Genomic DNA, 25601 nt, shown 5'->3' with positions numbered 1-25601 from the left:
GGGGGCTGGCGCGGGCGCCGAACGGTCCGGCCGGCCCCGACTAACCTACCCCGGCCGGACCGTGCCGGCAACCCTCCGGCCTGCCTGTCGGCCAGCGTCTAGACTTCACCCCCGTGACCTCCCGGACCGTGACCCTGCTCGACGTAGCCCGCGCCGCCGGGGTCTCCAAGAGCACCGTCTCGGACGCCCTCCAGGGCTCGGGGCGGGTCGCGGAAGCCACCCGGGACCGGGTCCGCGCGGTGGCGGAGGATCTCGGCTACCGCCCCAACAGCGCCGCCCGGCGGCTGCGTCGCGCCAGCACCGGGGCAGTGGGCCTGCATCTGCCGGCCACCGCGACCCGGCTGGACTACTACATGAATCTCGCTTTCGGTGCGGTGGAGCGCGCCCAGGAGGACGGGCTCGACATGGTGCTGCTCGCCCCCTCGGGCGCGGCGGGCGGGCGGATCGCCTCGCGCGTCGACGGGCTGCTGGTGATCGACCCCGAGCCCGGCGACAGCGCGGTGCCCGGGCTGCTCGACGCGGGCGTCCCGGTGGTGACCGGCGAGCGCTACCTCGGCCCGGCCACCGGCCCCAGCGGCGCCGTGGTCTGCGACAACGCCGCCTCGCTGACCGCCCTCCTCGACCATGTCACCGAACGCGGCGCCCGCCGCCCCGCGCTCCTGGCCCCGTCCGGCTCCTCCGCCTGGGCGACCGCCCTGCGCGCGACGGCCCGGTCCTGGGGGCGGGCCCACGGGGTGGAGGTGGCGCTGCGCACCGTGCCCTTCGCCGCGACCCCGGCGGAGGCCGAGGCGACCACCCGGGCGCTGCTCACCGCCGACCCGGCCGTCGACGCCGTGATCTGCGCCCCGGACGGATCCGCCCCGGGCGTCCTGCGCGCGGCGGCGGCCCTCGGCCGCGAGGTCGGCACCACCGGCGGAGGCGGCGCAGCCACAGGGCCTCCCGAAAACGCGAGGGCCAGCGGCACCGGCCTGCTCGTCGCGTCCTGCGTCGACGGCACCGCCACCCGGGGCGCCGAGCCGCCCGTCACCGCCGTCGACCTGCGCCCCGCCGCGTACGGCCGCGCCTGCGCCGAGCTGCTCTGCGACATCCTCGCGGACCGCACGGCCCCCGACACCGTCCGCCGCCACCCCTGGTCCCTGGAGACCCGCGCATCCACCGGCACCTCCTGAGCAACGGCAGAAACGACAGCAACAGCGGCGACGGCGGCAACAGCGGCGACGTCAGCGTCGGCGTCGCACAGCGCCCCCGCCGACGAGCTCAGCCGTCCGCCGAAGGGCCGGTGATCCGTTCCCGTACGAGATCGACGACCAGCCCGGGCCGTGAGACGAAGGGCGAGTGACCCGTCCGCCATACCCGGACGGATCCGCAGCGCGCGGCCATACTCCGCTGCAGCCCGGGGTCGATCGCCCGGTCCAGCGCGCAGACGACGTACGTCGACCCGGTGTCCTTCCAGGCCTGCCGCTCCGGGATCCCGCGGCCGCACCCGGGCGCCTGCGGCCGCAACAGCTCCACCGCACGGGAGGCCGCGCCCTTGGGGCAGTCGGCGTAGAGGACGTCGGCGGCCCGCCCCGGGTGGAGCGAGGTGGCCCCGTCCGGACCACCGGGCACGACGGCCGCCCGCAGCTTTGCGGAGGCCCCGCCCAGTCCCGCCGCGCTCTCACCGGCGTCCGGTACGAAGGCGGCCAGGTAGACCAGGTGTGCCGCTCCGCGCAGACCGGTGATCACCGAGCCGCCGTAGGAGTGGCCGAGGACGACCGGAGGCCTCCCGTACGCCTGGGCGAGCGCGTCGACTGCGTCCTGCACGGCCTCCGTGTCGGCGGCCAGCGACCCCCGGTGCAATCCCGGTACGACCACGTCGACGCCCGCGGCCCGCAGCCCGTCGGCCACCGGGTCGAAGTGTTCCGGTCGGTGGTACAGCCCGTGCACCAGCACCGCCGCTCCCGGCCCAGCCACCCCAACCACCCTCCCCCCAGCCCCCAACTCCCGAATGCATGAAGGGAGTCGAGCCGGAACCCCCTCCTCCACATCTCCGCAACGTGAACATTCTGCGTCAAGTGGCAGCGGGCGTGGCGGCCTTGACATTTCCTCGTGCGGCCGGTGATAAGATCATCTTACTTCCAGTGGGCTGATGGCGTATGGGGGCATTCCGGGAGGAATGGATTCCTCGGCCCCACCTTCGGAGGGGCACCTCCCGAAGCGGCGCACGGTCGTGGCGAACGAGCCCTGGCTGCGTGCCGCCTGACGGGGTGTCAAGCCGTTTCCGCCATGGCACTTGAAGTGAGTCTCATGACATTTCCACAGGGCCCCGTCATCTGGGCGCTGGTTGTCGTAGCCCTGGTCGCCGTGGGTGCCGTTCTGCGCGCTCGCGCGACCAACGTCAAGCTGCGCCGAAACCACGCCGAGCTGCGCCAGGAGCGCGACGCCCTCCTGCACCAGCGGGACGAACTCCACGTCGTCCACAACACGCTGCTCCAGCGTCAGTCCGCCGAGCTCGCGGAGGTCCGCAAGGACGCCGAGGAGGAGACGAAGGCCGTCCTCAAGGCCGCCGTCCGCACCCTCCAGGGCCTCGCCGACGAGCAGCAGGTCGTGATCGAGAAGGCCCAGCGCAAGTACGGCGACGATCCCGGGATCCTCGCCGATCTGATGGCCATGGACCACGCCAACAGCCAGTTCGGCCGCCGCGCCCAGGGCATCGCCGTGCTCTGCGGCGGCTGGCTCGGCCGGCGCGAGACCGTGGCCTCCGTCTTCGACGTGGCCCGCAGCGCCCAGGGCCGTATCCGGCACTTCGACCGGGTCCGGGTCAACGGCCAGGTGAACTTCTCCGTCGTCAGCCGCGCCGTCGAACCGGTCGCCGTGGTCCTCGCCGAGCTGCTCGCCAACGCCACGAACTACTCCGCCCCCGGCACCCCGGTCGAGATCAACATCCAGGCCGTGCCGACGGGCGTCTGCCTCATCGTCGACGACGCCGGTCTCGGCATGGGCCAGGAGGAGAAGGACCGCGCCGCGGCCCTCCTCTCGCCCCAGGCCGCGATCAGCGTCTCCAGCCTCGGTATTCCGCCGCAGTTCGGGTTCGCCGTCTCCGGGATGCTCGCCGCCCGTTACGGCTTCCGGGTCTCGGTGGACTCCGTTTCCCCCTATGGAGGCGTACGCGCGGTGGTCCTCATCCCCGACGAACTGCTCACCACCGAGGCGCCGCCCGCCGCCGCGCCGGGCGAGGCCGAAGCGGCGCTCGCCCCGGCGCCGCAGGGCCGCCAGCCGGACCAGTGGCAGGCCCAGGCTCAGGCCCAGAACCACGCGCACGCCCAGAATCACAGCCAGGCCCAGAACCAGCCCCAGCCGCAGGCCCCCGCGCCCACCCCGCTCTTCCCGCCCACCCCCCAGCCGGACACCGCCACCCAGCCGCTGGCCCAGATCACCACCACCGCCGGGGGGCTGCCGAAGCGTCGTCGCAAGAGCCCGGTCGCCGCGGTGCCCTCGGCCGAACCGCAGCCCGTGCGCAGCAACGAGGAGACCGCCTCCCGACTCGGCGCGTTCCAGCGCGGCACCCGGTCCGGACGCGACACGACGACGACGGAAGGACCCGAGTTCCAGTGAACCCCGATCTGTCCTGGGTGCTCAACGACCTGCTCCAGGTACCCGGCGCCCGGCACGCGATCCTGGTGTCCGCCGACGGTCTGCTGCTCGCCAACTCCAGCGAGATCGGCCGGGACGACGCGGAGACCGTCGCCGCGGCCATGAGCTCCATGCAGTCCCTCAGCCGGGCCGTCGCCCCCTTCATCGGAACCCGTGACCCGGGCAGGTGGCGGCAGACCCTCCTGGAGTACGAGGACGGCTGGATCTTCCTCATCGCCGCGGGCACCGGCGCCTACCTCGCCGCCACCGCCGCCGCCGACGTGGACATGGAGGCGATGTCCTTCCGGATGCAGCAGCAGGTCACCGCGCTGGGGAAGGCGATGACCACCCCGCCCCGCCGACACGCGGACAGCGAGATATGACGGCGCCGGGCGAGGAGCAGCAGGTCAGCAGCGGGTTCGTCCGGTCCTACGTCATCACCGGCGGGCGGGGACTGCCCGACGCGGAGGATCTCTCCCTCGTCACCCTGGTCACCCTCGCCCCCGAGAGCCAGCCGCCGCCGAGCCCCAGCCCCGAGGTCAGGGCGATCTGGGAACTGTGCTCCGGCGGCTATCTGTCGGTGGCCGAGGTCGCCGGCCACCTCGGCCTGCCGGTCGGGGTGGCCCGTCTGCTGCTCCAGGATTTACACCAGCAGGGACACCTGCTGCGCCGCAAGGCGCCGCCGCCGGCCCAGCTCGTTGACAGGAAGATCCTCGAAGAGGTGTTGCATGGACTCCAAGTCCGGTTCGGCTGAGAGCATCTATGTGCCGGACGCGGTGCAGCGCGCGGCGAAGATCCTCGTCGTCGGGCACTTCGCGGTGGGCAAGACGACACTGATCGGCACGCTGTCCGAGATCACCCCGCTGCGCACCGAGGAGCGGATGACCCAGGCCGCGGCCCAGGTCGACGATCTGCGCGGGGCGCCCGACAAGAAGACGACGACGGTCGCCCTGGACTTCGGGCGGCTCACCCTCAGCGACGAGCTGGTGCTCTACCTGTTCGGTACGCCGGGGCAGCAGCGGTTCGTGGAGCTGTGGGAGGACATGGCGCGCGGTTCGCTGGGGGCGCTGCTCCTGGTCGACCCGGCGCGGCTCGCCGACACGTTCCCGGTCATCGACCTCGTCGAGACGTACGGGCTGGAGTACGCGGTCGCCGTCAACAGCTTCGACCCGTACTCGCAGCACGCCGAGGACGAACTGCGCGAGGCGCTCGACCTGCTGCCGGACACCCCGGTCGTCTTCTGCGACGCCCGGGACCAGAGGTCCTCCGCGCAGGCCCTGATCACGCTGGTCCGCCACCTTCTGGCGCGCGCGGCCTGACGTACCCCCAACGAATCCGGAAGCCGGGGCCTTCGACGGCCCCGCGATCACATCGAGGAAGCCGCCATGGACCCGCAGCCGGGAGCCACCCCGTACAGCGCCCCCGCCGGGTGCCCGATGCACCAGCAGCAGACGTCGCTGTACGGACCGGAGTTCGCCGCCGATCCGCACCGCTTCTACGACGCGGCCCGCACCCACGGCCCCGCCGCGCCCATCGAGCTGGCCCCCGGGGTGGACGCCACGCTGATCGTTCAGCACGAGGCGGCGCTGCGGGTGCTCCAGAACCCGGCGCTGTTCGCCCGGGATTCGCGGCGCTGGGCCGCGCTGCGCGAGGGCGCCGTGCCGATGGACAGCCCGGTTCTGCCGATGATGATCTACCGGCCCAACTGCCTGTTCACCGACGGCGCGGAGCACCTGCGGCTGCGCAAGGCGGTCACCGAGTCGCTGGCCCGGCTCAACAGCAGCCGGCTGAGCCGGGACGTCGAGCGGATCGCCGACTACCTGATCGACCAGTTCATCGAGCGCGGCACCGCCGACCTGCTCAACGAGTACGCCAAGCTCCTGCCGCTGCTCCTGTTCAACCAGCTCTTCGGCTGCCCCGGCGACATCGGCGACCGGCTGACCCGCTCGATGTCGGCGATCTTCGACGGCGAGGACGTGCTCCGCGCCAACGCCGAGCTGACCGAGTGCCTGATGGAGCTGGTCGCGATCAAGCGCCGCCAGCCCGGCGAGGACATCACCTCCTGGCTGATCCAGCACCCGGCCGGGCTGCGGGACGAGGAGCTGAAGGACCAGCTGGTCATGCTGATGGGCGCGGGCGTGGAGCCGGAGCGCAACCTGATCGGCAACGCGCTGCTGCTGATGCTCGCCGGCGAGCAGCCGGGCGCGCCCGAGCGGCGCGGTTCGGGGATGCTCGTCGAGGACGCGCTGGACGACGTCCTGTGGAACAACCCGCCGATCGCCAACTACGCCACGCACTACCCGGTGCGGGACATCGAGCTGGACGGGGTGGTGCTGAAGGCGGAGACCCCGGTGCTGATCAGCTTCGCCGCCGCGAACAGCGACCCGGGGCTCACCGACGCCCGCCAGACCCTGAGCAAGGGCGCGCATCTGGCCTGGGGGGCGGGCCCGCACGTGTGCCCGGCCAAGTCGCCCGCGACGCTGATCGCGCTGACCGCGATCGAGAAGATCCTCAACACCGTCCCGGACCTCTCGCTGGCCGTGCCCGCCTCGGGCGTGGCCTGGCGGCCGGGCCCCTTCCACCGGGCCCTGATCGCGCTGCCCGTACGGTTCACGCCGACGGCCGCACGGCGTACGGGCCCCGGGGCGCAGCCGCCGGCGCAGACCTCGGCCCAGCTCCCCGACCCGTACCGGAACGCCTCCTCCGCACCGCCGGTGACGCCCCGTCACGCACCCGAGCCCGCCAAGAAGCAGAAGGGCTGGTGGAGTTCGTTCCTCGACGTGTTCCGCGTATGACTCACGGGCCGACAATTCACGTATGACAACGGGCATTTGTGACGATTGCATGTGACGGGGGCAACAGAGATCGATGCTTGGCGCGGATATCCGGAGGGGTAGGTTCAGGTCGGTAACCATGGGCCTAGGTCGAGGAACTCTGCGTGAGCATCACTGGCGGTACAGACAGGACCCCGGACGGTCGGCGCGCGGTCATCGGTCTGCTCCGCAGACTCAATTGCCCGGAAGGCCAGGCCGATCCGTACGGAATACTCGCGGAGCTGCGGACGATGGGTGACGTCGTCCGCGCTCCGTGGAACGGCTACTTCGTCACCGGCTTCGACGCCTGCAGCCAGGTGCTCCGGGGCCGTAACTGGCTCGCCCCCGACCTCGCCTGGCAGGAGCGGCAGGACGACTCCAAGCAGTGGGACGCGATCGCGACCCGGGAGATGACCACCACCCTCGCCCGGCTCAACGCCCCCGAGCACACCTGCCAGCGCCGCTCGCTCGGCAACCTCTTCGACCGGTCCACCATCGAACGCCTCGCCCCCGAGGTCAAGCGCGACGCCGACCGGCTGCTGGACGAGCTGGCGGAGAAGCTCCGCTGGGGCGAGGCGGACTTCGTCTCCACGGTCAGCGAGCAGCTGCCCGTCAGCACCGTCGGCTCCTGGCTGGGGATACCGCCCGAGGACTATCCGCACATCCTGGAGATCACCCACAACCAGGTCTTCGCCCAGGAACTGCTGCCCACCAAGTCGCAGCTCGCCGTCTCCGCCGAGGCGACCCTGGCGCTGCGCGCCTACTTCACCGGGCTGGTCGCCCGTCGCCGCGCCGAGCCCCGCCACGACGTGCTGACCGGCTGGATCCACACCTGGGACGCGATGGAGCCGGACCGGAAGCGGGCGGACGAGATCCTCTACCGGCTCACCATGTTCGTCACGATCGCCTCGCTGGAGACCACCGCGACGCTGCTCTCCTCGATGACCGCCCTGCTGACCGAGCCCGGCCGGTGGGCGTGGCTGCGGGAGCACCCGGAGCATATCGACGCGGCCGTCGACGAGGTGCTGCGCTACGACCCGCCCATCCACATCAACACCCGGATCGCCGCCGAGGACACCGTTCTGGCCGGCGTCCCGATCAAGAAGGACAGCATGATCCACGTCCTGTACGGAGCGGCCAACCACGATCCGCGGCGGAACCCGGACCCGGGCGGCTTCGACATCCTGCGCGGCGGCAGCCACCTCACCTTCGGCGGCGGGGTGCACTACTGCCTGGGCGCGGCGCTCGCCAAGCTGGAGGCGCGGACCCTGCTGGCACGGATGCTGGACCGTTTCCCCACCCTGCGTACGGTATCGCCACCGGTGTACGCCTCCCGGATGGTCTTCCGGCGGATCACCTCGCTGGGTGTGGCGCTGTGAAGCTCTCGCTGCCCGACTTCCTGACCTCGAACGACCGCCCCACGACGGTACGCACCCGGCGCGAGGGCGCCGTCCTGCACGTGGAGCTGAACGCGCCCGAGACCGGGAACGCGGTGACCGAGGCGATGCTCGACGAGCTGCTGGACGTCGTCGCCGTCCCGGACCCGGAGGTGCGGGTGCTGGTGCTCAGCGGGGCGGGGGACGACTTCTGCCTGGGCGGGGACCGCACCGAGTTCGGCCAGTGGCTGGAGGAGGACCCGAGGGGCCGGGGCATCCGGGTCGCCGGGGAGAAGGCCCGCCGGGTCTGCGAGGCGCTCTCCGGCGGCCGGGCGGTGACCATCGCCCGGGTGCGGGGCAAGGCGGTCGGCGCGGGGTTCGCCCTGGCCCTCGCCTGCGATCTGCGGGTCGGCGCGGAGAACGCCTCCTTCCGGCTGCCGGAGCTGGCGCTCGGGCTGCCGACCGCCTGGGGCGGGCTGCTGCCCCGGCTGATCCACGAGGTGGGCGCGGCCCGGGTCCGCGAGCTGATCCTGACCGGCCGGGCCTTCGGGGCCGCCGAGGCCCGCGAGCTGTCCGTGCTCCAGCGGGTGGTGCCCGATGCGGAGCTGGACGACGCGGTCGCCGCCTGGGCGAAGCCGGTGGTGCGCCGCCCGGAGGCCGCGCTGCGGGTCACCAAGGCGCTGCTGAACTCCTACGCCGCCGCCACCCGGCTGGCCGACCCCTCGTTCCTCGACGGGGAGCTGATGGCCTCGGTCGCGGCCGCCACCCGGCGCTCCCCGGCGGGCGGCAACGGGTCGGGCGGGTCACACTCGTAAAAACCCGAGTGGGAGGTATCCGGCGTGGACGTACCGGTGTGGCTGTGGATCGTGTTCGTCGTGACCGTCATCGTCTCGCTGACGGTCGACCTCCTGGCGCACCGCAAGGCGCATGTCATCGGCTTCAAGGAAGCCGGGCTGTGGAGCGCCCTGTGGGTGGGTCTCGCGCTGATCTTCGGCGGGGTCGTCTTCCTGACGCTGGGGACGACCGCCGGGACGGAGTACACGACGGCCTGGCTGCTGGAGAAGAGCCTCTCGGTCGACAACCTCTTCGTCTTCGCGCTGATCTTCGCGTATTTCAAGGTGCCCCGGGAGTATCAGCACCGGGTGCTTTTCTACGGGGTCATCGGCGCCCTGGTGTTCCGGGCGCTCTTCCTGACCGCCGGTGTCGCGGTGGTGAACCGCTTCACGTTCGTCCTGTTCCTCTTCGCCGCGATCCTTTTCTACAGCAGCTACAAAATCCTCAGCGGCCAGGAGGAGAATTTCGACCCGGGCAAGAGCTTCGCGGTGCGGGCGCTGCGGAAGGTCATGCCGGTCCAGGACGAGTATTCCGGCACGCATTTCGTCGTCCACAAGGAGGGGCGGCGCATCGCCACCCCGCTGCTCGCGGTGGTCGCCGCGATCGAGGCGGCCGACCTCATCTTCGCGGTCGACAGCGTGCCGGCGGTGCTCGCGGTCAGCGACGACCTGTTCATCGTCTACACCAGCAACGCCTTCGCGATCCTGGGGCTGCGGGCCCTGTACTTCCTGCTGGCGGGGCTGCTGGACCGGTTCCACTACCTGAGCCACGGGCTGGCGGTCATCCTCGCCTTCATCGCGGTCAAGCTCGTCCTCCAGGCCTGCCACAAGATGATCAGCACCTCGATCCCGGAGATTCCCTCGCCGATCAGCCTGGCGGTGATCGTCGTCATTCTGGCGGTGTCGGTGACGCTCAGCATGCGCCGTCAGCCGAGTAAAGAAGAGGAATAGCAGAGACCAAGACTTTCCAAAATATCAGGGCCCGCCTATCGTGGGTAAATGGACAGCAAAAAGCGTGACCTCCACCAGCGGGCCGCTTTCATGTGCCCGACCTGCAAACAGCCCGTCCCCTCCGAGATCCACCGCCACAAGTCCCTCGGGATCTTCGTCCCGGTATGGCGCGCGGGCCCCTGCGAGAACCCCGACTGCGCGGATCACGCCCGCGAGGAACGGCCCGCCCGGCACCGCTCACGTCCCTGATGTCCCTAGGGCCTTTCGTTTGGATCAGGTCGGATCAGGGAGCGGGGTCCGGTGCGTGCAGCTGCAAGGCGGAGGATTGAGGCAACGCGGAGCGTTGGTGATTGACGACAACGCCGCAGATGCGCGTGCCGGGGCACGCGAGCCCGACATGATCCAAACGAGAGGCCCGAAGTCCACCCGGGCCGGTCCGCCGACGCGCGGACCGGCCCCCGGCTGACTAGCGTGGGCCCTGCGGGGTGGGGCCGACGACAGGATTCCCGGGAAGGACCGGCGCCCCATGGCTGTACAACCCGAGGGCACCCCGTGCTGGGCGGACGCCATGTTCGCCGACATCGAGGGCGCCAAGAGCTTCTACGCGGATGTGCTCGGCTGGACGTTCGGCGAGAGCCTGCCGGAGTTCGGGCACTACACGCAGGCGTACGTGGACGGCAGAGCGGCCGCCGCCGTCTCGCCGCCCATGCCCGGCGAGGAGGGCAACCCCTCGGCGTGGTGCCTGTACCTCGCGTCCCAGGACACCGCCGCGACCGTCGCGAAGGTCCGGGAACACGGCGGCGAGGTGCTGGTGGAGCCGATGGAGGTCGGCGCGTTCGGCACGATGGCGCTGGCCCGCGACCCCGGCGGCGCGGTCTTCGGCATCTGGCAGGCGAACACCCACGAGGGGTTCGAGACGGAGATGGGAGCGCCCGGCGGGTACTGCTGGGGCGAGGTCTTCACCCGGGACGCGAAGGCCGTGGACACGTTCTACCCGGCGGTCTTCCCGTACACGGAACAGAGGATGGACGAGGCGACGATGGACTTCGCCGTCTTCGAGGTCCAGGGGCAGCCGGTGCTCGGCCGAATGGTGATGGACCAGGACTTCCCGCCCGACCTGCCCTCGTTCCTGAACGTGTACTTCTCCGTACCGGACTGCGACGCGGCGGTGGCGAAGGCGACCGAGCGCGGCGCGGTGCTGCAGTTCGGGCCGATGGACAGCCCGTTCGGCCGGTTCGCGGCGATCGCCGACCCGCAGGGCGCTTCGTTCTCCGTGATCGACGTGACCACCACCGAGGGCGAGATGCCGGGGATGAGTCCGGCGGCCTGAGCCGACCCGGACCGTCAGCCGCCGACGGGGGCCGCGACCGGGAAACCGGCGCGGCCCTTTCGTCTGCCCGCCGCGCCCCCCTCCCGGGGCTCCGGGGGCGTCCGTAGCTTCCTCCGACGAGCCTCGCATCTGCGGTGGAGCATCGTTCAGAGAATGGCACATGCGACTCCAGTTGGCCTAGCGTGTCGCACATGCAGTCCTACACAATCGGCCAGGCAGCACGACTTCTCGGGGTCAGCCCCGACACCGCCCGCCGCTGGGCGGACGCCGGCCGGGTCGCGACCCATCGCGACGAGGCCGGCCGCCGTCTCATCGACGGCCGCGCGCTGGCCGCCTTCTCGATCGAGGTCGGCCAGGGTGCGGGCGGCGAGGACGAGGCCCCCTACACCTCGGCCCGCAACGCGTTCCCGGGCATCGTCACCGCGGTGAAACTCGGCGACGTCGCGGCCCAGGTCGAGATCCAGGCCGGGCCGCACCGGCTCGTCTCGCTCCTGACCCGGGAAGCGGTGGAGGAGCTGGGCCTGGAGGTCGGCATGCAGGCGACCGCCCGCGTGAAGTCGACCAGCGTGCACATCGACCGCACCTGAGCCCCGCCCCGTGCATCCGTACCGCATCCGCGGGTACGCACCCGCATCCAAGGAGCCTCACCCTCATGTCTCTCCTGCTCACCCGCCGCCGCGCGGCCGCCGCCGTCCTGACCACCGCCCTCCTCGTCCCGCTCGCCGCCTGCGGCAGCGAGGACTCCGGCGCGAAGGACAAGAGCACGGGCGGCGCCTCGGAGACCGCGTCCGGCGCCCCGAAGGCCGACCTGACCGTGCTCGCCGCGTCCTCCCTGACGGACGTCTTCAAGGAGGCGGGGGCCGCGTACGAGAAGGAGAACCCCGGCACGAAGGTGACGTTCTCCTTCGCGGGCTCCCAGGAGCTGGCCGCCCAGGTCAGGCAGGGCGCCCCCGCCGACGCGCTGGTCACCGCCGACACCAAGACGATGGACGGCCTCTCCGGCGACACCGGGAAGCCCACCGTCATCGCCAGGAACCGCCTCGTCATCGCCACCGGTGAGGGCAACCCGGAGAAGGTCGAGAACCTCAAGGACCTCGCCGACCCGAAGCTGAAGGTCGTCCTGGCCGCCCCCGAGGTGCCGGTGGGCCGCTACAGCGAGCAGATCCTCGACGCGCAGAAGATCGAGGTGAAGCCGGTCTCCCAGGAGCCCAACGTCCGCGCGGTCCTGAGCAAGGTCGAGCTGGGCGAGGCGGACGCCGGGCTCGTCTACAAGACCGACGCCGCGACCGCCACCGACAAGGTCGACGCGATCGAGATCCCGGACGCGGAGAACGCCATCGCCTCCTACCCGGCCGCCACGCTGAAGACGTCGAAGCACAGCGAGGCCGCCGCCGCGTTCGTCGCCTGGCTCTCCACGCCCGCCGCGCAGAAGATCCTCCAGGGCGCGGGCTTCCAGCAGCCGTAACCGCAACCGCTCCCGGCAGCCCGTACCGTCCTACGGGCCTGCCGGGTTCCGCTCACCCAGGGTCTGCCGTCACACCGCCGCCTGCCGGGCGACGCCTGGCCCCAGCCCGACGAGGTCACCCATGAAACGACCGGTTCCCCGCCGTACGCCCGGGGTCCGCGCCCCCCTGCTGCTGACGGTGCCCGCCCTGCTGGCCGTGGCGTTCCTGATGCTGCCGCTCGTCGGCATCCTGGCCCGTACCTCCTGGGGCGAACTCGGCGACCACCTCACCGCCGAGGCCACCACCGAGGCGCTGCGGCTCTCGCTGGTCGTCTCGCTCTGGTCGCTGGGCCTCTCGCTGCTGTTCGGCGTGCCGCTGGCCTGGCTGCTGGCCCGGGTGCCGTTCCCCGGCAAGGCGTTCGTGCGCTCGCTGGTGCTGCTGCCGATGGTGCTGCCGCCCACGGTCGGCGGCGTCGCGCTGCTGCTGGCGTTCGGACGGCGCGGGCTGCTGGGCCCTTGGCTGGAGGACACCTTCGGCGTCACGCTCCCCTTCCACACCTCGGGGGCCGTGCTCGCGGCGACGTTCGTCGCGATGCCGTTCCTGGTCATCTCGCTGGAGGGCGCGCTCGGCGGACTGCGCCCCCGGTACGAGGAGACCGCGGCCTCCCTGGGGGCCTCGCCGGTCCGGGTGTTCCTCACCGTGACGCTGCCGATGGTCGCCCCCGGGCTGATCGCCGGGGCCGCCCTCACCTGGGCGCGGGCGCTCGGCGAGTTCGGCGCGACCATCACCTTCGCCGGGAACCTCCCCGGTACCACGCAGACCCTGCCGCTCCAGGTCTATCTGCTGCTCCAGGACTCGCCGGAGGCCGCCACCTCCGTGTCGCTGCTGCTCCTGGCCATCGCGATGACCGTCCTGATCGCACTGCGGGGCCGCTGGACCGGCACCCCGGGCGACCACCGGGACCTCGCGAGCCGTGCGGCGGCGGCCCGCCCGGAGGAGCCGGCGGACCCGGCCCCGGCCCCGCTCCCCGAACCATCCGCCGACCTGCTCGCGAAGACCCCACCCGAGCCCTGGCCCCTGCACGCCGACGTCACCGGCTTCACCCGCCTCACCCTGGACGCGGGCCCCGGCACCACCATCGCGGTGGTCGGCCCCAACGGCGCGGGCAAGACGACGCTCCTGCGGGCCCTCCTCGGCCTCACCCCCCGCGCGCACGCCGCCCTGCGCCTCGGCGACAGCGACGTCACCGCCCTCCCCCCGCACCGCCGGGGCGTCGCCTGGGTTCCCCAGGACGGGGCGCTCTTCCCACACCTGAACGCCCTGTCCAACACGGCGTACGGGCTCCGCGCCCACGGCGTGCCCCGCGCCGAGGCCCGGCGCGAGGCCCAGGGCTGGCTGGACCGGCTCGGGGTGGGCCACCTCGCCCACCGCAGTCCCGCCCAGCTCTCCGGCGGCCAGGCCCAGCGGGTCGCCCTGGCCCGCGCGCTCGCCGCCCGCCCGCGCCTCCTGCTGCTGGACGAACCGCTCGCCGCCCTCGACCAGACCACCCGGGCCCGGGTGCGGCACACCCTGCGCGGGCACCTCGCGGACTTCGGCGGGGTCTGCCTGATCGTCACCCACGACCCGGTCGAGGCGGTCTCGCTGGCCGACCGGGTCCTGGTGCTGGAGGACGGCCGGGCCCTCCAGGACGAGCCACCCGCCGAGGTCACCCGGCACCCGCGCTCCCCGTGGGTGGCCCGGATGCTGGGCCGCAACGCCTGGCCCGGCACCGCCACGGCCGACGGCCTGGCGCTGGAGGGCGGCGGCCACCTCGTCGTCGCCGAGCCCCTCCCGGCGGGCACGGACGCGCTGGCGGTCATCGCGCCGGAAGCCGTCTCCGTACACCGGGAGCGGCCCACCGGCTCCCCGCGCAACGTCTGGCCCGGCACGATCCGCGAGATCACCTCGGGCGGCAGCCGGCTGCGGCTGCTGATCACCTCGGCGAAGGCCCCGGACCTGGTCGCGGAGATCACCCCGGGGGCCGCCGCCGAACTGGGGATCGCCGACGGAAGCACCGTCTGGACCAGCGTGAAGGCGACCGAGGCGACGGTCGTACCGCTGTAACCGGGGAGCCGGGCCCGGGGCGCGGGGGAACCATCGTCCCCGCCGGCGCGTACTTCTGTACGTACGACGACCGAGAGACGGGGACCTCATGGCACTGTTCGGCAACGCCCACACGATCAATCCGGCCACCGCCCAGCAGGACTACGCCCGGCTGCTCGGGCAGGGCGAGCAGGTGCACGCCGCGTTCCTGCTGATCCGCGACACCATCCTGTTCACGGACCGGCGGCTCGTCCTCGTCGACAAGCAGGGCATCACCGGCAAGAAGACCGAGTACCACTCCGTGCCGTACCGCAGCATCACGCACTTCGCCGTGGAGACGGCCGGGACGTTCGATCTCGACGCCGAGCTGAAGATCTGGATCTCGGGCAGTCCGACCCCGCTCCAGAAGACGTTCACCAAGGGCGTCGACATCTACGAGGTGCAGGCGATACTCACGCAGTTCGTCGCCCGGTAGTCACCCCGAGGCCGGTCGGGGTCAGAAGGACGGGCGCAGCCGGGCCGCCGCCGAATGCCCGGGGACGGCGGCGCGCAGCTTCGCGGCGCGCTCCCGCAGTTCGGGCAGCAGCGCGTAGAGCGCGTCGCCGGGGCAGCGGGTCTCGAAGCTGTCGCGGTGGCCGGAGATCACGTGCAGCCGGGCCACCTGGCCCTCGTCGAAGCGGCTCTCGTCGTTCGTCGAGACCAGGTCGACGCTGCCCAGCGGGTCCGCCCCGGGCCGCAGCTTCCAGGCGGCGAGCTTCACCAGCGCGTCCATCATCGGCTTCGGCACCTCGGCCCCCTCGCCGAAGTTGCCGATCGCCGCGATGCCGACCGTGTCGGCGTTGAACCCCTTGGTGTGCGCGCCGAGCACCGAGCGGCCGACCCCGCCGGCCCGGCCCTCGTAGACGGTGCCGCAGCGGTCGACGAGGAAGTTGTAGCCGATGTCGTCCCAGCCGTCCTGCCGGATGTGGTCGCGCTGGACGGCCCGGATCAGGTCGGGGGCGTCCGCGCAGTCGTAGTCGTTGGGGTTGCCGGTGTGGTGGACGAAGACCGCCCGCGCCGCACCGGTGTAGTGCGGCCCCTCCCGCACCAGCTCCTCGTCCGCGTGCCAGTCCCGGCGGCTGACGACGGCCGGCTGCGGGAGCCCGCGCGGCGGGCGGGGTCCGGTGGCCAGTTCCTTGTCCGGCGCGTGGAACGCCGGGCCGTCCCCGAACACCAGGAGGGCCAGGGGCAGGACCAGAACGCCCAGGACGAGTCGGCGGGACCACATGGACTCCACCCTGCGCCCTGACCTCCGGCTTCGCAGAGGAGCGGGCTGTTCGGGTGACCCCCACCGGTCGGGGCCTTTCCCCCGGAAATGCGGGCTTCGCCGGGTCTCCTTACGATGAAACCCGGATCATCGCCCGCTCCCGGCGGGGGTGCCCGGCGGATCGAGGAACCATGGCCCACGACCGTGTGCGGGACCAACCGGATGTCGGCCTCAAGCCGAACGCGATCGGGTTCGTCGACGCCCTTGTCATCGGCCTGAACGCGACCTCCCCGGCGTACTCGCTGGCCGCCGTCATCGGTCCGATCGTCGCCCTGGTGGGGATCTACGCCCCGGGCGTCATGTTCGCCTCGTTCGTGCCGATGCTGCTGATCGCCTCGGCGTTCTACTACCTGAACAAAGTGGACCAGGACTGCGGTACGACGTTCTCCTGGGTGACCCGGGCGATGGGCCCGTGGGCGGGCTGGCTGGGCGGCTGGGCGATCACCATGACCGGCGTCCTGGTGGTGGGCTCGCTGGCCGATGTGGCGGTGAGCTTCACGCTGCTGGCGGTGGGTCTGGACGGCTGGGTCGAGAACGACTTCGCGCGCCAGTTCCTCACCGTGCTGCTGATCATCGTGATGACCGGGCTCTGCGTCATCGGCACCGAGCTGTCGGCCAAGGTGCAGAACGTCCTGATCCTCCTCCAGATCGCATTCCTGCTGGTCTTCGTCGCGGTGGCGCTCTACCGGGTGTACGCGGGCACGACCGGCTTCGACTCGATCGAGCCGTCGTTCGGATGGCTGGACCCGTTCGGCGCGGGCGGGGCCGCGCTGACCGGCGGGCTGCTGCTCGGGGTGTTCATCTACTGGGGCTGGGAGTCCGCGGTCAACCTCACCGAGGAGACCGAGGACTCGGCGAGCGCCCCGGGCAGGGCGGGCCTGTGGTCCACCGTCGTGCTCCTGGTGACCTACCTGTCGGTCGCCATCGCGGTCGTCGCCTTCGCGGGAACGGCGTTCCTGGCGGAGAACGCGGGCGAGGAGGAGTTCATCTTCGCCCAGCTCGCCGGGGACGTCCTGGGCGGCTGGGACTGGGTCCTGCTGCTGGCGGTGGCCACCTCCGCGATCGCCTCCACCCAGACGACGATCATCCCGGCGTCCCGAACCGCCCTGTCCATGGCCCGCCGGCAGGCGCTGCCGCGGCACTTCGGGCACATCAGCCCCCGGTTCCGTACCCCGGACGTCGGTACGTGGTGGGTCGCCGGTATCGCCATCGCCTGGTATCTGGTGGTCAACCAGATCTCCACCAACGCCCTCTTCGACTCCCTCACCGCACTGTCCCTGCTGATCGCCTTCTACTACGCGCTCACCGGGGTGGCCTGCGCCGTCTACTACCGGCGTCATCTCACCGAGAGCGTGCGCAACTTCCTGCTCATCGGCCTCGGTCCGGTGGTCGGCGCCGGGCTGCTGACCTGGCTGCTGGTCCGCTCGGTCATCGACATGTCCGACCCGGCCAACTCCTACAGCGGCACCTCGTGGTTCGGGCTCGGGCCGCCGCTCGTGATCGGCATCGTGATCTCCCTCGTCGGCGTGGTCCTCATGGTGGCCTGGCGGCTGCGCGACGCGGTGTTCTGGCAGGAGCGGCCGGGGGTCGCCGACCCGGACCTGGTGCACGAGACGGTGATGAAGCCCGGTGGCGGGAAGGGGCGTTGAGATGTCGGTCGTCCTCGGTTACGACGAGTCCCCCGGCGCCGCCCGCGCCCTGCGCATCGCCATCGAGGTGGCGGCGGCGTACGGGGAGGACCTGGTCCTCGTCTACGGGGCCGCGGCCCCGGGCCTGCGCGACGGGGCCGAATACCGCAGCCACTACGACGCGATCCGGCAGGCCGGGCGCACCGGCCTGGAGCACGCGCTCACGGCGGCCGAAGAGGCGGGCGTGCGGGCCACGGTCGAGGTGCTCGACGAGAAGCCGGCGCCGGCCCTGCTGGACGCCGCCGAACGGCACGGGGCCCGGGTCATCGTCGTCGGCACCTGGGGCGAGAGCCCGATGCGCGGGGCCCTGCTGGGCTCGACCCCGCACAAGCTGCTGCACATGTCGGCGGTCCCGGTGCTGTGCGTACCGACGGAGGAGGGCCCGGCGCGGCCGCAGCCGTAAGACCGCCGGGTCACGAGGGCCCGGCGGTCAGCCTCAGCCGGAGAACGGCCGGGTCACCACGCCTCCCCGCTCTCCGCCGCGCGCCCCGGCACGGACCTGCCGCCGCCGCCCTCCTCCCCGCGCAGCAGCCGGAACGCCAGCAGCGGGAACACCAGCACCGACACCATCGCGGCGCCGACCAGGGCGGCGGCCTCCCCCGCCCCGATCACCTTCTCGTCCAGGCCGATCGTGGTGATCGCGACCACCAGCGGCAGACAGGTGGACGCGAACAGACCGAGCGCGGACCGCGGGGCGCGCCCGGTCAGATCACGCGGGGCCAGCAGATACGCCGGAACCCCGCGCACCAGCAGGAACAGCAGCAGGAAGACCGGCAGGAGCAGCAGCGGACGTCCGCCGTCCAGGAGCGCCGCGAGGTCGAAGTCAATGCCCGTGACGATGTAGAAGAACGGCACGAGGAAGCCGAAGCCCATCGCCTCGACCCGCTCCAGGATCGCGTCGCTGCGCTCGGGCACCGACCCCTGGAGGACGAGCCGGGTCAGCATCCCCGCCGCGAACGCGCCGAGCAGGGTGTCCAGGCCGAAGACATGGGCGAGCCCCAGCATCCCGGCCAGCAAAAGCATCACGAAGCGGACGGCGAACTGGCCGCTGGAGTGCAGGGTCACGGCGATGATCCGGGCGAACCACGGCGGCCTGGGCCGCATCGCCCAGAACACCGCGCCGGCCGTGAGGACCGCGAACACGGCCAGCACCACGCTCGCCGCACCCGGGCTGCGGCCGCTGAACAGCAGGGCCATCGCGATGATCGGCCCGAACTCCCCCACCGACCCGAACGCCATCACCACCGACCCGAACCGCCCCTCAAGACGCCCCGCGTCCCGCAGGATCGGCAGCACCGCGCCCAGTGCGGTGCTGGTCAGCGCGGTGCCGATGACCAGGCTCTTCGCCAGGTCCGCCCCGCTCAGCAGCAGGGCGACGCCGAGCCCGGCGGCGAACGACAGCACCCAGGTCCCGCCGGCCCGGCGCAGCGTGTCGCCGCGGACCTCGGCGAACCGGACCTCGTACCCCGCCAGGAAGATCAGCATCGAGAGCCCGAGGTCGGACAGGGTGTCGATGACCCGGTCGTGATGGGCCCAGCCGAGCACATCGGGCCCGACCAGGATCCCGAGCACGATCTCGAAGATGACGACGGGGACCGGCAGCCACCGCCCGGTCGCGTAGCCGAGCAGCGGGGCGAGAACCGCCAGGGCCATGATCAGGACGAGGGTTCCCGGGTGCTCCATTGCTCGTGTATAGCAAGGAGCATCCCGGAATCACCCGCTATGACACCCCTGGGGAAGGCCGCTCGGTTGGGGCAGAGGGTGCCTTGCTCGGACCCGGCAGAGGGTGCCCTGCTCGGACCGGGCAGAGGGTGCCCTGCTCGGACCCGGCAGAGGGTGCCCTGCTCGGACCGGGCAGTGGGCGGCCTGCTCGGACCGGGCAGAGGGTGTCCCGCTCAGTTCGGGCAGTGGGTGTCCCGGCCGGGGCGCTTCCCGGTGACCAGGAAGTCGCTGACGGCCCGGTCGCCGCAGGCGTTGCCGTTGCCCAGGTACATCCCGTGCCCGCCCTGCCCGACGGTCACCATCCTGGCCCGCTCACCGAGCGCCGCCCGCATCTTCCGGGCCCCCGCCAGCGGGGTGGCCGGGTCACGCAGGCTCTGGATCATCAGGACGTTCGAGGGGCCCTCGTCGGTGATCCGGGTGGGCCGCGGCTCCTCGTCGTACTTCCAGAAGGCGCACGGGGACATGTTCGCGGGCATCCCGGCGGTCAGCTGATACCGCGCCCGGTCGGCGGCGACCCGGCGGGCGTACCCGGAGTCCGGCCCCGGCCAGCGCACGTCGTTGCAGACGACCGCCATCGTCAGAGACGCGTCTTCGTCCGGCAGCGCGCCCGCGAGCTCCGGCGGCAGCACCGGGCGGCCCGCCGGGTCCTGCGCCGACCGGATCAGCCTGGCCAGCGGGGCGAACGCCGTATCGCTGTTCAGGGCGCTCTGGAGCGCCTGCCGCAGCCGGTTACCGGTCAGCGGGACACCGGGGGTGGCCGACTCCTTCGGAGCGTGGTCCAACTCCCGGGCCAGGTCGAGGAAGAGCGGCTGGACGTCCTCGGCGCGCCGGGCCAGCCGCAGCCCTTCCGCCTCCCGGGCGGGGTCCGCCGCCCAGGCCGCGAAGTCGGGGAAGCGGAGGGCGACGGCCGAGCTCACGTTCGTCATCCAGCCGTACTCCACCCGCGCCGGGTCCGGGTCGCCGACGCTGTCCAGGACCAGCCGGTCGACCCGGTCCGGGTGCTCCTGCGCGTACACGGCCGCGGCGTAACTGCCGTACGAGTGGCCCCAGACGGACAGTTTCCGCTCGCCCAGCGCGGCGCGCAGCCGGTCGATGTCGCGGGCCTGGTTCCGCGTACTGAAGGACCGCACCACCGGACCGCCGTCGCGGGCGCACGCCTCGGCGGTGCGGCGGGCGCGTGCGATGTTCTCCGTGATCGAGCCGTCCGCCGCGGGGTAGGCCCGCAGCGTCACCAGGTGCCGGTCCGCCTCGGGGATCCCGCAGCCGGCCCGGGTGGAGCCGCCGACCCCGCGCGGGTCCAGGCTGACCAGGTCGTACGCCCCCTCGGTCGCCGCCCGCAGCGCCTCGCCCTTCTGCGCGAGGCGCTGCACCCCCGACCCGCCGGGTCCGCCGGCGAGCACCAGCAGAGTGCCGCGCCGGGCCTCGGGCCGGTCGGTGCGCAGCCGGGTGACGGCCAGGTCGACGGTGCGCCCGCCGGGGGCGCGGTAGTCCAGGGGGACGCGGAGCGTGGCGCACTGCTGTCCGGCGGGGACGGGCGTTCCCGGGATCGGTGCGCAGGGCCCCCAGGCGATCGGGGGCGTGGCGGGCCCCGCCGGGCGGCTGTGCGCGACGGGCGCGCCGACGGCGGTGAGCGTCCCGGCCGCGGCGGCGGCGGCGGAGACGGTGAGGAGTAAGGCCTTACGGGTCCAAGTCGTCATGGGAACAGCCTGGTCGAGCGGGGGCCCACTGCCCATGAGGGAGCCCGGTGGACCGAGGTGGGGACACCCCCCGGCCCCGCGCTCGGGCGGCCCCCCGGGACCGTTCCTCGGGCGGCCCCCGGACCGTCCCCCGGGCCCCCACGTCACCCGTTCCCCGCACCGGCGTGCCGGGCGACGGCCGGAGCCGTTGAATGCGGCGGGCCGCTACAGCGCCCAAGCCGTCCTGCACGACGCCGACAAGCCGCTCACCTTCGGCGTGGCGATCGTGGTCCGGCTGATCGGCTTCGGCAGCCTGCTGGCCGCCGTGCTCCCGCTCGTCACCGCCCTGGTCTGCGCCCTGTGCGGGCTCGCGCTGCTCGGCCTGTTCGCCGCCGCCGCGACCTTCGCGACCGTCTCCCCGACGCTCGCCACGATGATCGGCATCGGCGTCGGCGTCGACTACGCCCTCTTCCTGGTCATCCGGCACCGGCAGAACCTCGTCGACGGCCAGGACCCGGTGACCGCCGCCGCGAACGCCGCCGCCACCAGCGGGCACGCCGTGCTGCTCTCCGGCTGCACGGTGATCATCGCGCTGTCGGGGCTGTGGGTCTCCGGGATCGGGTTCATCGGCAAACTGGGCCTGGTCGCGGCGGTCACCGTCGTCACCGCGGTGGCCGGCGCCCTCACGCTCGTACCGGCGGTGCTCGGCCTCATCGGCCGCCGCATCGACCGGCTACGGGTACGGAAACCGGTGGCGGAGACCGTACCGGCCCCGGACAAGGCGGGGGCGGGCGGCGCGGCGGACGGCACAGCGCCCGGCTCGGCGGCCGCCTCGGGGCACGGCTCCCAGCCCGGCGGCCGGTACCGGTACGCGCAGCGGGTGGAGCGTCGGCCGGATCCCCGGCCCGCTGGACCGGATCCTGCCGCACCTGGACGCCTAGGGGAGCGAGCAGCCACCGCCCGCGCAGGCCGGACGCGCGTGACGCAGGGGGCTTGGCCCGGTTCGATCCGGTGATGCGGGCCACAGTGGTCGGAGGGAACTCCTCCGCGTTCTGAGGGTGTCCAGACACCCTCTAGGGTGTCAGGATGCCTCAGCTGCCCCTCGCCTCCGAGCAGCCGCGTCCCGCCGCCGCTGCCGGCGCCCCGGAGACCGGAAAGCCGCCTTCCGACGGCCGGGACCACTTCTTCGACAACGCGAAGTACCTGGCGATCGTTCTGGTGGCGATCGGACACGCGTGGGAGCCGCTGCCCTCCGGCCGCATCGTGGAAGCCGCGTACACCTTCATCTACACGTTCCACATGCCCGTCTTCATCCTCATAGCGGGCTACTTCTCGCGGAACTTCGAGCTGCGGCCGGACCGGGTGTGGAAGCTGGTCACCAGCCTCCTGGTGCCCTACGTCCTGTTCGAGGTGCTCTACACACTCTTCGAGCGGGTGGCCGACAAGCCGGACTACGCCCTCTCGCCGCTGTCGCCCTACTGGCTGCTGTGGTTCCTGCCCGCCCTGTTCCTCTGGCGGCTGTCCACCCCCCTCTGGCAGTCCGTGCGCTTCCCGGTGCTGGTCTCCCTCGCCATCGCCGCCCTGGCGACGCTGTCACCCGCCGCCGACGGATCCCTTCAGATCCAGCGCATCCTGCAGTTCCTGCCGTTCTACGTCCTCGGCCTGCGGCTGCGCCCGGAACACTTCCAGCTGCTGCGCTCCACCCGGGCGCGGGTCGTCTCGGTGCCGGTGTTCGCCCTCGGGCTGCTCGTGGCGTACTGGCTGGTGCCCCGGACGTCCACCGGGTGGTTCTACCGCAAGAGCAGCACCGACCGGCTGGACATGGCCGAGTGGACCGGACCGACCGTCACCGTGCTGCTGTTCGTGGCCGCGGTCGTGCTGGGCGCGTGCTTCCTCGCCTGGGTGCCCAAGGGCAAGAGCTGGATGACCGCGCTGGGCACCTGCACGCTGTACGGGTACCTGCTCCACGGCTTCGTCGTCCGGGGCCTGAAGTACGGCGGCTTCTACGACGACCCGTTCTTCGACACCACGCTGGGCACGGTCGCCGTCACCCTGGGCGCGATCGCCGTCATCACCCTGCTCTGCACGCCCCCGGTCCGGCGGCTGCTGCGCCCGCTGCTGGAGCCGCGCATGGCGTGGGCCCGGCAGAAACCACCGGCCGCCCGGGCGTCCTGAGACGCCGAACGGCCGGAAGGCGGGGAAAGGTTCAGCGATCCGCCGGGGTCAGTGATCAACCCGGTTCAGTGATCCATGACGACGGTCCTGCCGAACACCGCGACGTGCTCCAGGACGTCCTCCAGCGGATCGTCGATCTGGCCGGTCGCGATCAGGGCCACCTGCGGGCCGTTGTGGGAGCCGGTGTGCGTCTCGTCGGCGTGGGCAGCGGTGGCGGCGGTGGCGGGCAGCACCGACGCCACCACCGTCACGCCTAACGCGGTCAGCTTCCTCTTCATGCAGGGGATCTTCGTCGGCCCCGGGCCCCGTGGCGGGGACCGACGCCGGGCGTCCGGCCACTTGTTACAGAGAGTCGCCTGAGCGCTCTTCCGCGGCCGCCGGAGTCCCCAGCAGCGCGGAGGCCGTCTCCAGCGGGGTACGGGCGGGGGCCGGCGCGGGCACGGCCGACTCGGCGGTACGGCAGGTGAAGCCGAGCTTGGACAGCGCCCGGACGACCTCGGCGGAGCTGAAGTCCCGGCGGTCCTGCCGGGTGATCACTTCACCCACCTGCTTGACGGGGTAGACCCGGCGGCTGATGACCACCGCGTCGCCCGTGACGGGTTCGGGCTTGATGCCCTTCATCGAGTCCTCCACCTCGTTCTTGAACAGATCGAAGGGGAAGCGGGCGATGACACAGCGCATGGTTCCTCAACAGGGATCGAGTGCACGGGGGACGTGTCGAGTGCACGGAGGGGCGTACGGAGCGGCCGGGGCGTACGGAGCAGCCAAGGGGCGTAAGGAGCGGCCGACGGCGGACCGCCGGCCGCACGGGTCACGCCGCGCGGTTCTTCCGGCGCTGCGCTGCGGCCACCCGCTCCTCGGGCGTCGGCACCCCGGGACGGCCGCGCCGGGCCGGGGCCCCGCCGCCGCGCTTGGTGCCGCGGCCCATGAACGCGCCGCCGCTGCGGCCGGAGCGCTCCTTGGCCGGGGCGGAGATGACGACCGGGACGCCGGAGGGCGCCTGCGCACCGGTGATCCGGCTCAGCTCGGCCTCGCCGGAGCGGACCTGGGCGATCTGCGGGGTGATCCCGGCGTCCGCCATCAGCCGGGTCATCTCGCGGCGCTGGTTGGGCAGCACGAGCGTGACGACGCTGCCGGACTCCCCGGCCCGGGCGGTACGGCCGCCGCGGTGCAGGTAGTCCTTGTGGTCGCTCGGCGGGTCCACGTTGACGACCAGGTCGAGGTTGTCGACGTGGATGCCGCGCGCCGCGACGTTGGTGGCGACCAGCACCGTGACGTGCCCGGTCTTGAACCGCTCCAGGGTGCGGGTGCGCTGCGGCTGGGACTTGCCCCCGTGCAGCGCCGCCGCCCGGACCCCGCTGTGCAGCAGGTGGTCGGTGAGCTTGTCCACAGCGTGCTTGGTGTCCAGGAACATGATCACGCTGCCCTCGCGGGCGGCGATCTCCGTCGTGGTCGCGTACTTGTCCGCGCCCTGGACGTACAGGACGTGGTGCTCCATCGTCGTGACGGCGCCGGCGGCCGGGTCGACGGAGTGCACGACCGGGTCCTTCAGGTACGTCCGCACCAGCAGGTCGACGTTGCGGTCCAGGGTGGCCGAGAACAGCATCCGCTGCCCGTCCGGGTTCACCTGGTCGAGCAGCTCGGTGACCTGCGGCATGAAGCCCATGTCGGCCATCTGGTCGGCCTCGTCGAGGACGGTGATGGTGACCCGGTCCAGCCGGCAGTCGCCGCGCTCGATGAGGTCCTTGAGGCGGCCCGGGGTGGCGACGACGACCTCGGCGCCGCCGCGCAGCGCGCTCGCCTGGCGGCCGATGGACATGCCGCCGACGACGGTGGCGATGCGCAGCTTCAGCGACCGGGCGTACGGGGTGAGCGCGTCGGTGACCTGCTGGGCCAGCTCCCGGGTGGGAACGAGGACCAGGGCCAGCGGACGCTTGGCGTCGGCGCGGCGGCCGGCCGTGCGGGCCAGCAGCGCGAGGCCGAAGGCGAGGGTCTTGCCGGAGCCGGTGCGGCCGCGGCCCAGGACGTCCCGGCCGGCCAGCGAGTTCGGCAGGGTGGCCGCCTGGATCGGGAAGGGCACGGTCATGCCCTCGGCGACCAGCGCCGCCTTCAGCGGTGCGGGCATCTCCAGCTCGCCGAAGGTCTCGACGGCGGGGAGCGCGGGGGTGACGGTCACCGGCAGGGCGAACTCGCCCTTGACGCCGGAGGCGGAGCGACGGCCGTAGCCACCGGAGCGGCCCGAGCCGCCGGACCGCTTGGGGCCGCCGCCGAAGCCCGCGGCCCGGCGCTCGCCGCCGCCACCGCCGGAGTAGCGGGGGGCGCCGCCGGATCGCGTCCGGGAGAATCGGTCGTTCGAGCGGGGTGTGCGTTCGCGGTTCATTCAGAACCCTTCCTCGATGGGGCACGTATCGAGGGATTCTTTTTCGGGAAGCGACCGTGAACGGCACCCAGAATCGCAAGAACGAGCCGATGAAATGACAAAAGAAAACGAAGCTCGGCCGCCGGGAATCAGTTCACCGGACGCGGCTCCGTCGGGGGCCGCGCGGCGCGGGCCCCGGAAACGACAACGAGCTGGGGCCCGCACCCCAAGGT

Annotated in this window: 25 protein-coding genes and 1 pseudogene; 19 read left to right on the top strand and 7 right to left on the bottom strand. The window is 72.5% G+C overall.

The features are described from left to right. Positions 1-113 precede the first annotated feature (113 nt). Positions 114-1169: a LacI family DNA-binding transcriptional regulator gene (locus tag ACFWM7_RS17625; RefSeq protein WP_383261379.1), complete on the top strand. Its 1056-nt coding sequence runs from the start codon at positions 114-116 to the stop codon at positions 1167-1169. An 88-nt stretch (positions 1170-1257) separates the two neighbouring features. On the opposite strand, the gene ACFWM7_RS17620 is transcribed toward ACFWM7_RS17625, so the two are convergent. Then, positions 1258-1953, bottom strand: a complete 696-nt coding sequence (locus ACFWM7_RS17620; RefSeq protein WP_383261376.1) for an alpha/beta hydrolase — start codon at positions 1951-1953, stop codon at positions 1258-1260. 333 nt (positions 1954-2286) lie between these two features. On the opposite strand from ACFWM7_RS17620, the gene ACFWM7_RS17615 reads away from it, so the two are divergent. The 14 genes from ACFWM7_RS17615 to ACFWM7_RS17550 all read left to right on the top strand — a co-directional run bounded on the left by ACFWM7_RS17615 (position 2287) and on the right by ACFWM7_RS17550 (position 14917). Next, entirely contained in the window at positions 2287-3594 is a 1308-nt protein-coding gene (locus ACFWM7_RS17615; RefSeq protein ID WP_383261373.1) for an ATP-binding protein, read from the top strand. Further along, a complete protein-coding gene (locus tag ACFWM7_RS17610) occupies positions 3591-3995 on the top strand; it encodes a roadblock/LC7 domain-containing protein (protein WP_164614402.1) in 405 nt (134 codons plus the stop codon). The genes ACFWM7_RS17615 and ACFWM7_RS17610 overlap by 4 nt, the downstream gene beginning before the upstream one ends. Then, a complete protein-coding gene (locus ACFWM7_RS17605; RefSeq protein ID WP_383261370.1) occupies positions 3992-4366 on the top strand; it encodes a DUF742 domain-containing protein in 375 nt (124 codons plus the stop codon). The genes ACFWM7_RS17610 and ACFWM7_RS17605 overlap by 4 nt, the downstream gene beginning before the upstream one ends. Continuing rightward, positions 4341-4931, top strand: a complete 591-nt coding sequence (locus tag ACFWM7_RS17600) for an ATP/GTP-binding protein (RefSeq protein ID WP_383261366.1) — start codon at positions 4341-4343, stop codon at positions 4929-4931. Before ACFWM7_RS17605 ends, ACFWM7_RS17600 begins: the two co-directional genes overlap by 26 nt. A 66-nt stretch (positions 4932-4997) precedes the next feature. Next, complete coding sequence (locus tag ACFWM7_RS17595) at positions 4998-6407, top strand: cytochrome P450 (RefSeq protein ID WP_383261362.1); 1410 nt, start codon at positions 4998-5000, stop codon at positions 6405-6407. 269 nt (positions 6408-6676) lie between these two features. Further along, positions 6677-7804 carry a cytochrome P450 gene (locus ACFWM7_RS17590; protein ID WP_383261382.1) on the top strand — a complete coding sequence of 376 codons (1128 nt, stop codon included), beginning with the start codon at positions 6677-6679 and terminating at the stop codon, positions 7802-7804. Next, a complete protein-coding gene (locus tag ACFWM7_RS17585) occupies positions 7801-8616 on the top strand; it encodes an enoyl-CoA hydratase/isomerase family protein (protein ID WP_383261357.1) in 816 nt (271 codons plus the stop codon). Before ACFWM7_RS17590 ends, ACFWM7_RS17585 begins: the two co-directional genes overlap by 4 nt. 24 nt (positions 8617-8640) lie before the next feature. Then, positions 8641-9585, top strand: coding sequence for a TerC family protein (locus ACFWM7_RS17580; protein WP_383261352.1), 945 nt, complete (start codon positions 8641-8643; stop codon positions 9583-9585). Between the two features lie 48 nt (positions 9586-9633). Further along, the gene (locus ACFWM7_RS17575; RefSeq protein WP_383261349.1) at positions 9634-9834 is read left to right on the top strand and encodes a hypothetical protein; all 201 of its coding nucleotides are present in this window, start codon (positions 9634-9636) and stop codon (positions 9832-9834) included. Positions 9835-10111: 277 nt separating this feature from the next. Then, positions 10112-10915, top strand: coding sequence for a VOC family protein (locus ACFWM7_RS17570; RefSeq protein ID WP_383261343.1), 804 nt, complete (start codon positions 10112-10114; stop codon positions 10913-10915). 191 nt (positions 10916-11106) lie between these two features. Beyond that, entirely contained in the window at positions 11107-11502 is a 396-nt protein-coding gene (locus ACFWM7_RS17565; RefSeq protein WP_006126196.1) for a molybdopterin-binding protein, read from the top strand. Between the two features lie 65 nt (positions 11503-11567). Beyond that, positions 11568-12380, top strand: a complete 813-nt coding sequence (modA, locus tag ACFWM7_RS17560; protein WP_383261339.1) for a molybdate ABC transporter substrate-binding protein — start codon at positions 11568-11570, stop codon at positions 12378-12380. Between the two features lie 121 nt (positions 12381-12501). Beyond that, complete coding sequence (locus ACFWM7_RS17555) at positions 12502-14463, top strand: ABC transporter permease (RefSeq protein ID WP_383261335.1); 1962 nt, start codon at positions 12502-12504, stop codon at positions 14461-14463. A gap of 88 nt (positions 14464-14551) precedes the next feature. Continuing rightward, positions 14552-14917, top strand: a complete 366-nt coding sequence (locus ACFWM7_RS17550) for a PH domain-containing protein (protein WP_383261330.1) — start codon at positions 14552-14554, stop codon at positions 14915-14917. Positions 14918-14938: 21 nt separating this feature from the next. On the opposite strand, the gene ACFWM7_RS17545 is transcribed toward ACFWM7_RS17550, so the two are convergent. Then, positions 14939-15709, bottom strand: a complete 771-nt coding sequence (locus tag ACFWM7_RS17545) for a peptidoglycan recognition protein (protein ID WP_383261327.1) — start codon at positions 15707-15709, stop codon at positions 14939-14941. Between the two features lie 170 nt (positions 15710-15879). Between ACFWM7_RS17545 and ACFWM7_RS17540 the strand changes: the two genes are divergently transcribed. Further along, positions 15880-17397 (top strand): APC family permease, encoded by a 1518-nt coding sequence (locus ACFWM7_RS17540; RefSeq protein ID WP_383261325.1) that lies wholly within the window; start codon positions 15880-15882, stop codon positions 17395-17397. A 1-nt stretch (position 17398) separates the two neighbouring features. Next, positions 17399-17839, top strand: a complete 441-nt coding sequence (locus tag ACFWM7_RS17535; RefSeq protein ID WP_383261319.1) for a universal stress protein — start codon at positions 17399-17401, stop codon at positions 17837-17839. Between the two features lie 53 nt (positions 17840-17892). Here the strand turns inward: ACFWM7_RS17535 and ACFWM7_RS17530 are convergent, their stop codons facing one another. Both ACFWM7_RS17530 and ACFWM7_RS17525 read right to left on the bottom strand, forming a co-directional pair. Then, the gene (locus ACFWM7_RS17530; protein ID WP_383261317.1) at positions 17893-19119 is read right to left on the bottom strand and encodes a cation:proton antiporter; all 1227 of its coding nucleotides are present in this window, start codon (positions 19117-19119) and stop codon (positions 17893-17895) included. Between the two features lie 212 nt (positions 19120-19331). Next, positions 19332-20855, bottom strand: coding sequence for an alpha/beta hydrolase (locus ACFWM7_RS17525; protein WP_383261314.1), 1524 nt, complete (start codon positions 20853-20855; stop codon positions 19332-19334). Between the two features lie 70 nt (positions 20856-20925). Between ACFWM7_RS17525 and ACFWM7_RS17520 the strand changes: the two are divergent. Further along, positions 20926-21729: pseudogene (locus ACFWM7_RS17520) on the top strand (MMPL family transporter); the annotation flags it as partial. A gap of 191 nt (positions 21730-21920) precedes the next feature. Continuing rightward, the gene (locus ACFWM7_RS17515; RefSeq protein ID WP_383261311.1) at positions 21921-23009 is read left to right on the top strand and encodes an acyltransferase family protein; all 1089 of its coding nucleotides are present in this window, start codon (positions 21921-21923) and stop codon (positions 23007-23009) included. A 65-nt stretch (positions 23010-23074) separates the two neighbouring features. On the opposite strand, the gene ACFWM7_RS17510 is transcribed toward ACFWM7_RS17515, so the two are convergent. From ACFWM7_RS17510 to ACFWM7_RS17500, 3 genes are all read right to left on the bottom strand, one after another. Further along, a complete protein-coding gene (locus ACFWM7_RS17510) occupies positions 23075-23287 on the bottom strand; it encodes a hypothetical protein (RefSeq protein ID WP_383261308.1) in 213 nt (70 codons plus the stop codon). Positions 23288-23351: 64 nt separating this feature from the next. Further along, complete coding sequence (locus ACFWM7_RS17505; RefSeq protein WP_383261304.1) at positions 23352-23690, bottom strand: SCO5918 family protein; 339 nt, start codon at positions 23688-23690, stop codon at positions 23352-23354. A gap of 130 nt (positions 23691-23820) precedes the next feature. Next, on the bottom strand, positions 23821-25389 hold the full coding sequence (locus ACFWM7_RS17500; RefSeq protein WP_383261302.1) for a DEAD/DEAH box helicase: 1569 nt from the start codon (positions 25387-25389) through the stop codon (positions 23821-23823). Positions 25390-25601: the final 212 nt, after the last annotated feature.

This window comes from Streptomyces sp. NPDC058375, assembly GCF_042723425.1.
In the GTDB taxonomy this organism is placed as follows: domain Bacteria; phylum Actinomycetota; class Actinomycetes; order Streptomycetales; family Streptomycetaceae; genus Streptomyces; species Streptomyces durocortorensis.
Note: the sequence above shows the minus strand (reverse complement) of the source record. Positions and strands in the feature narration are given on the sequence as shown.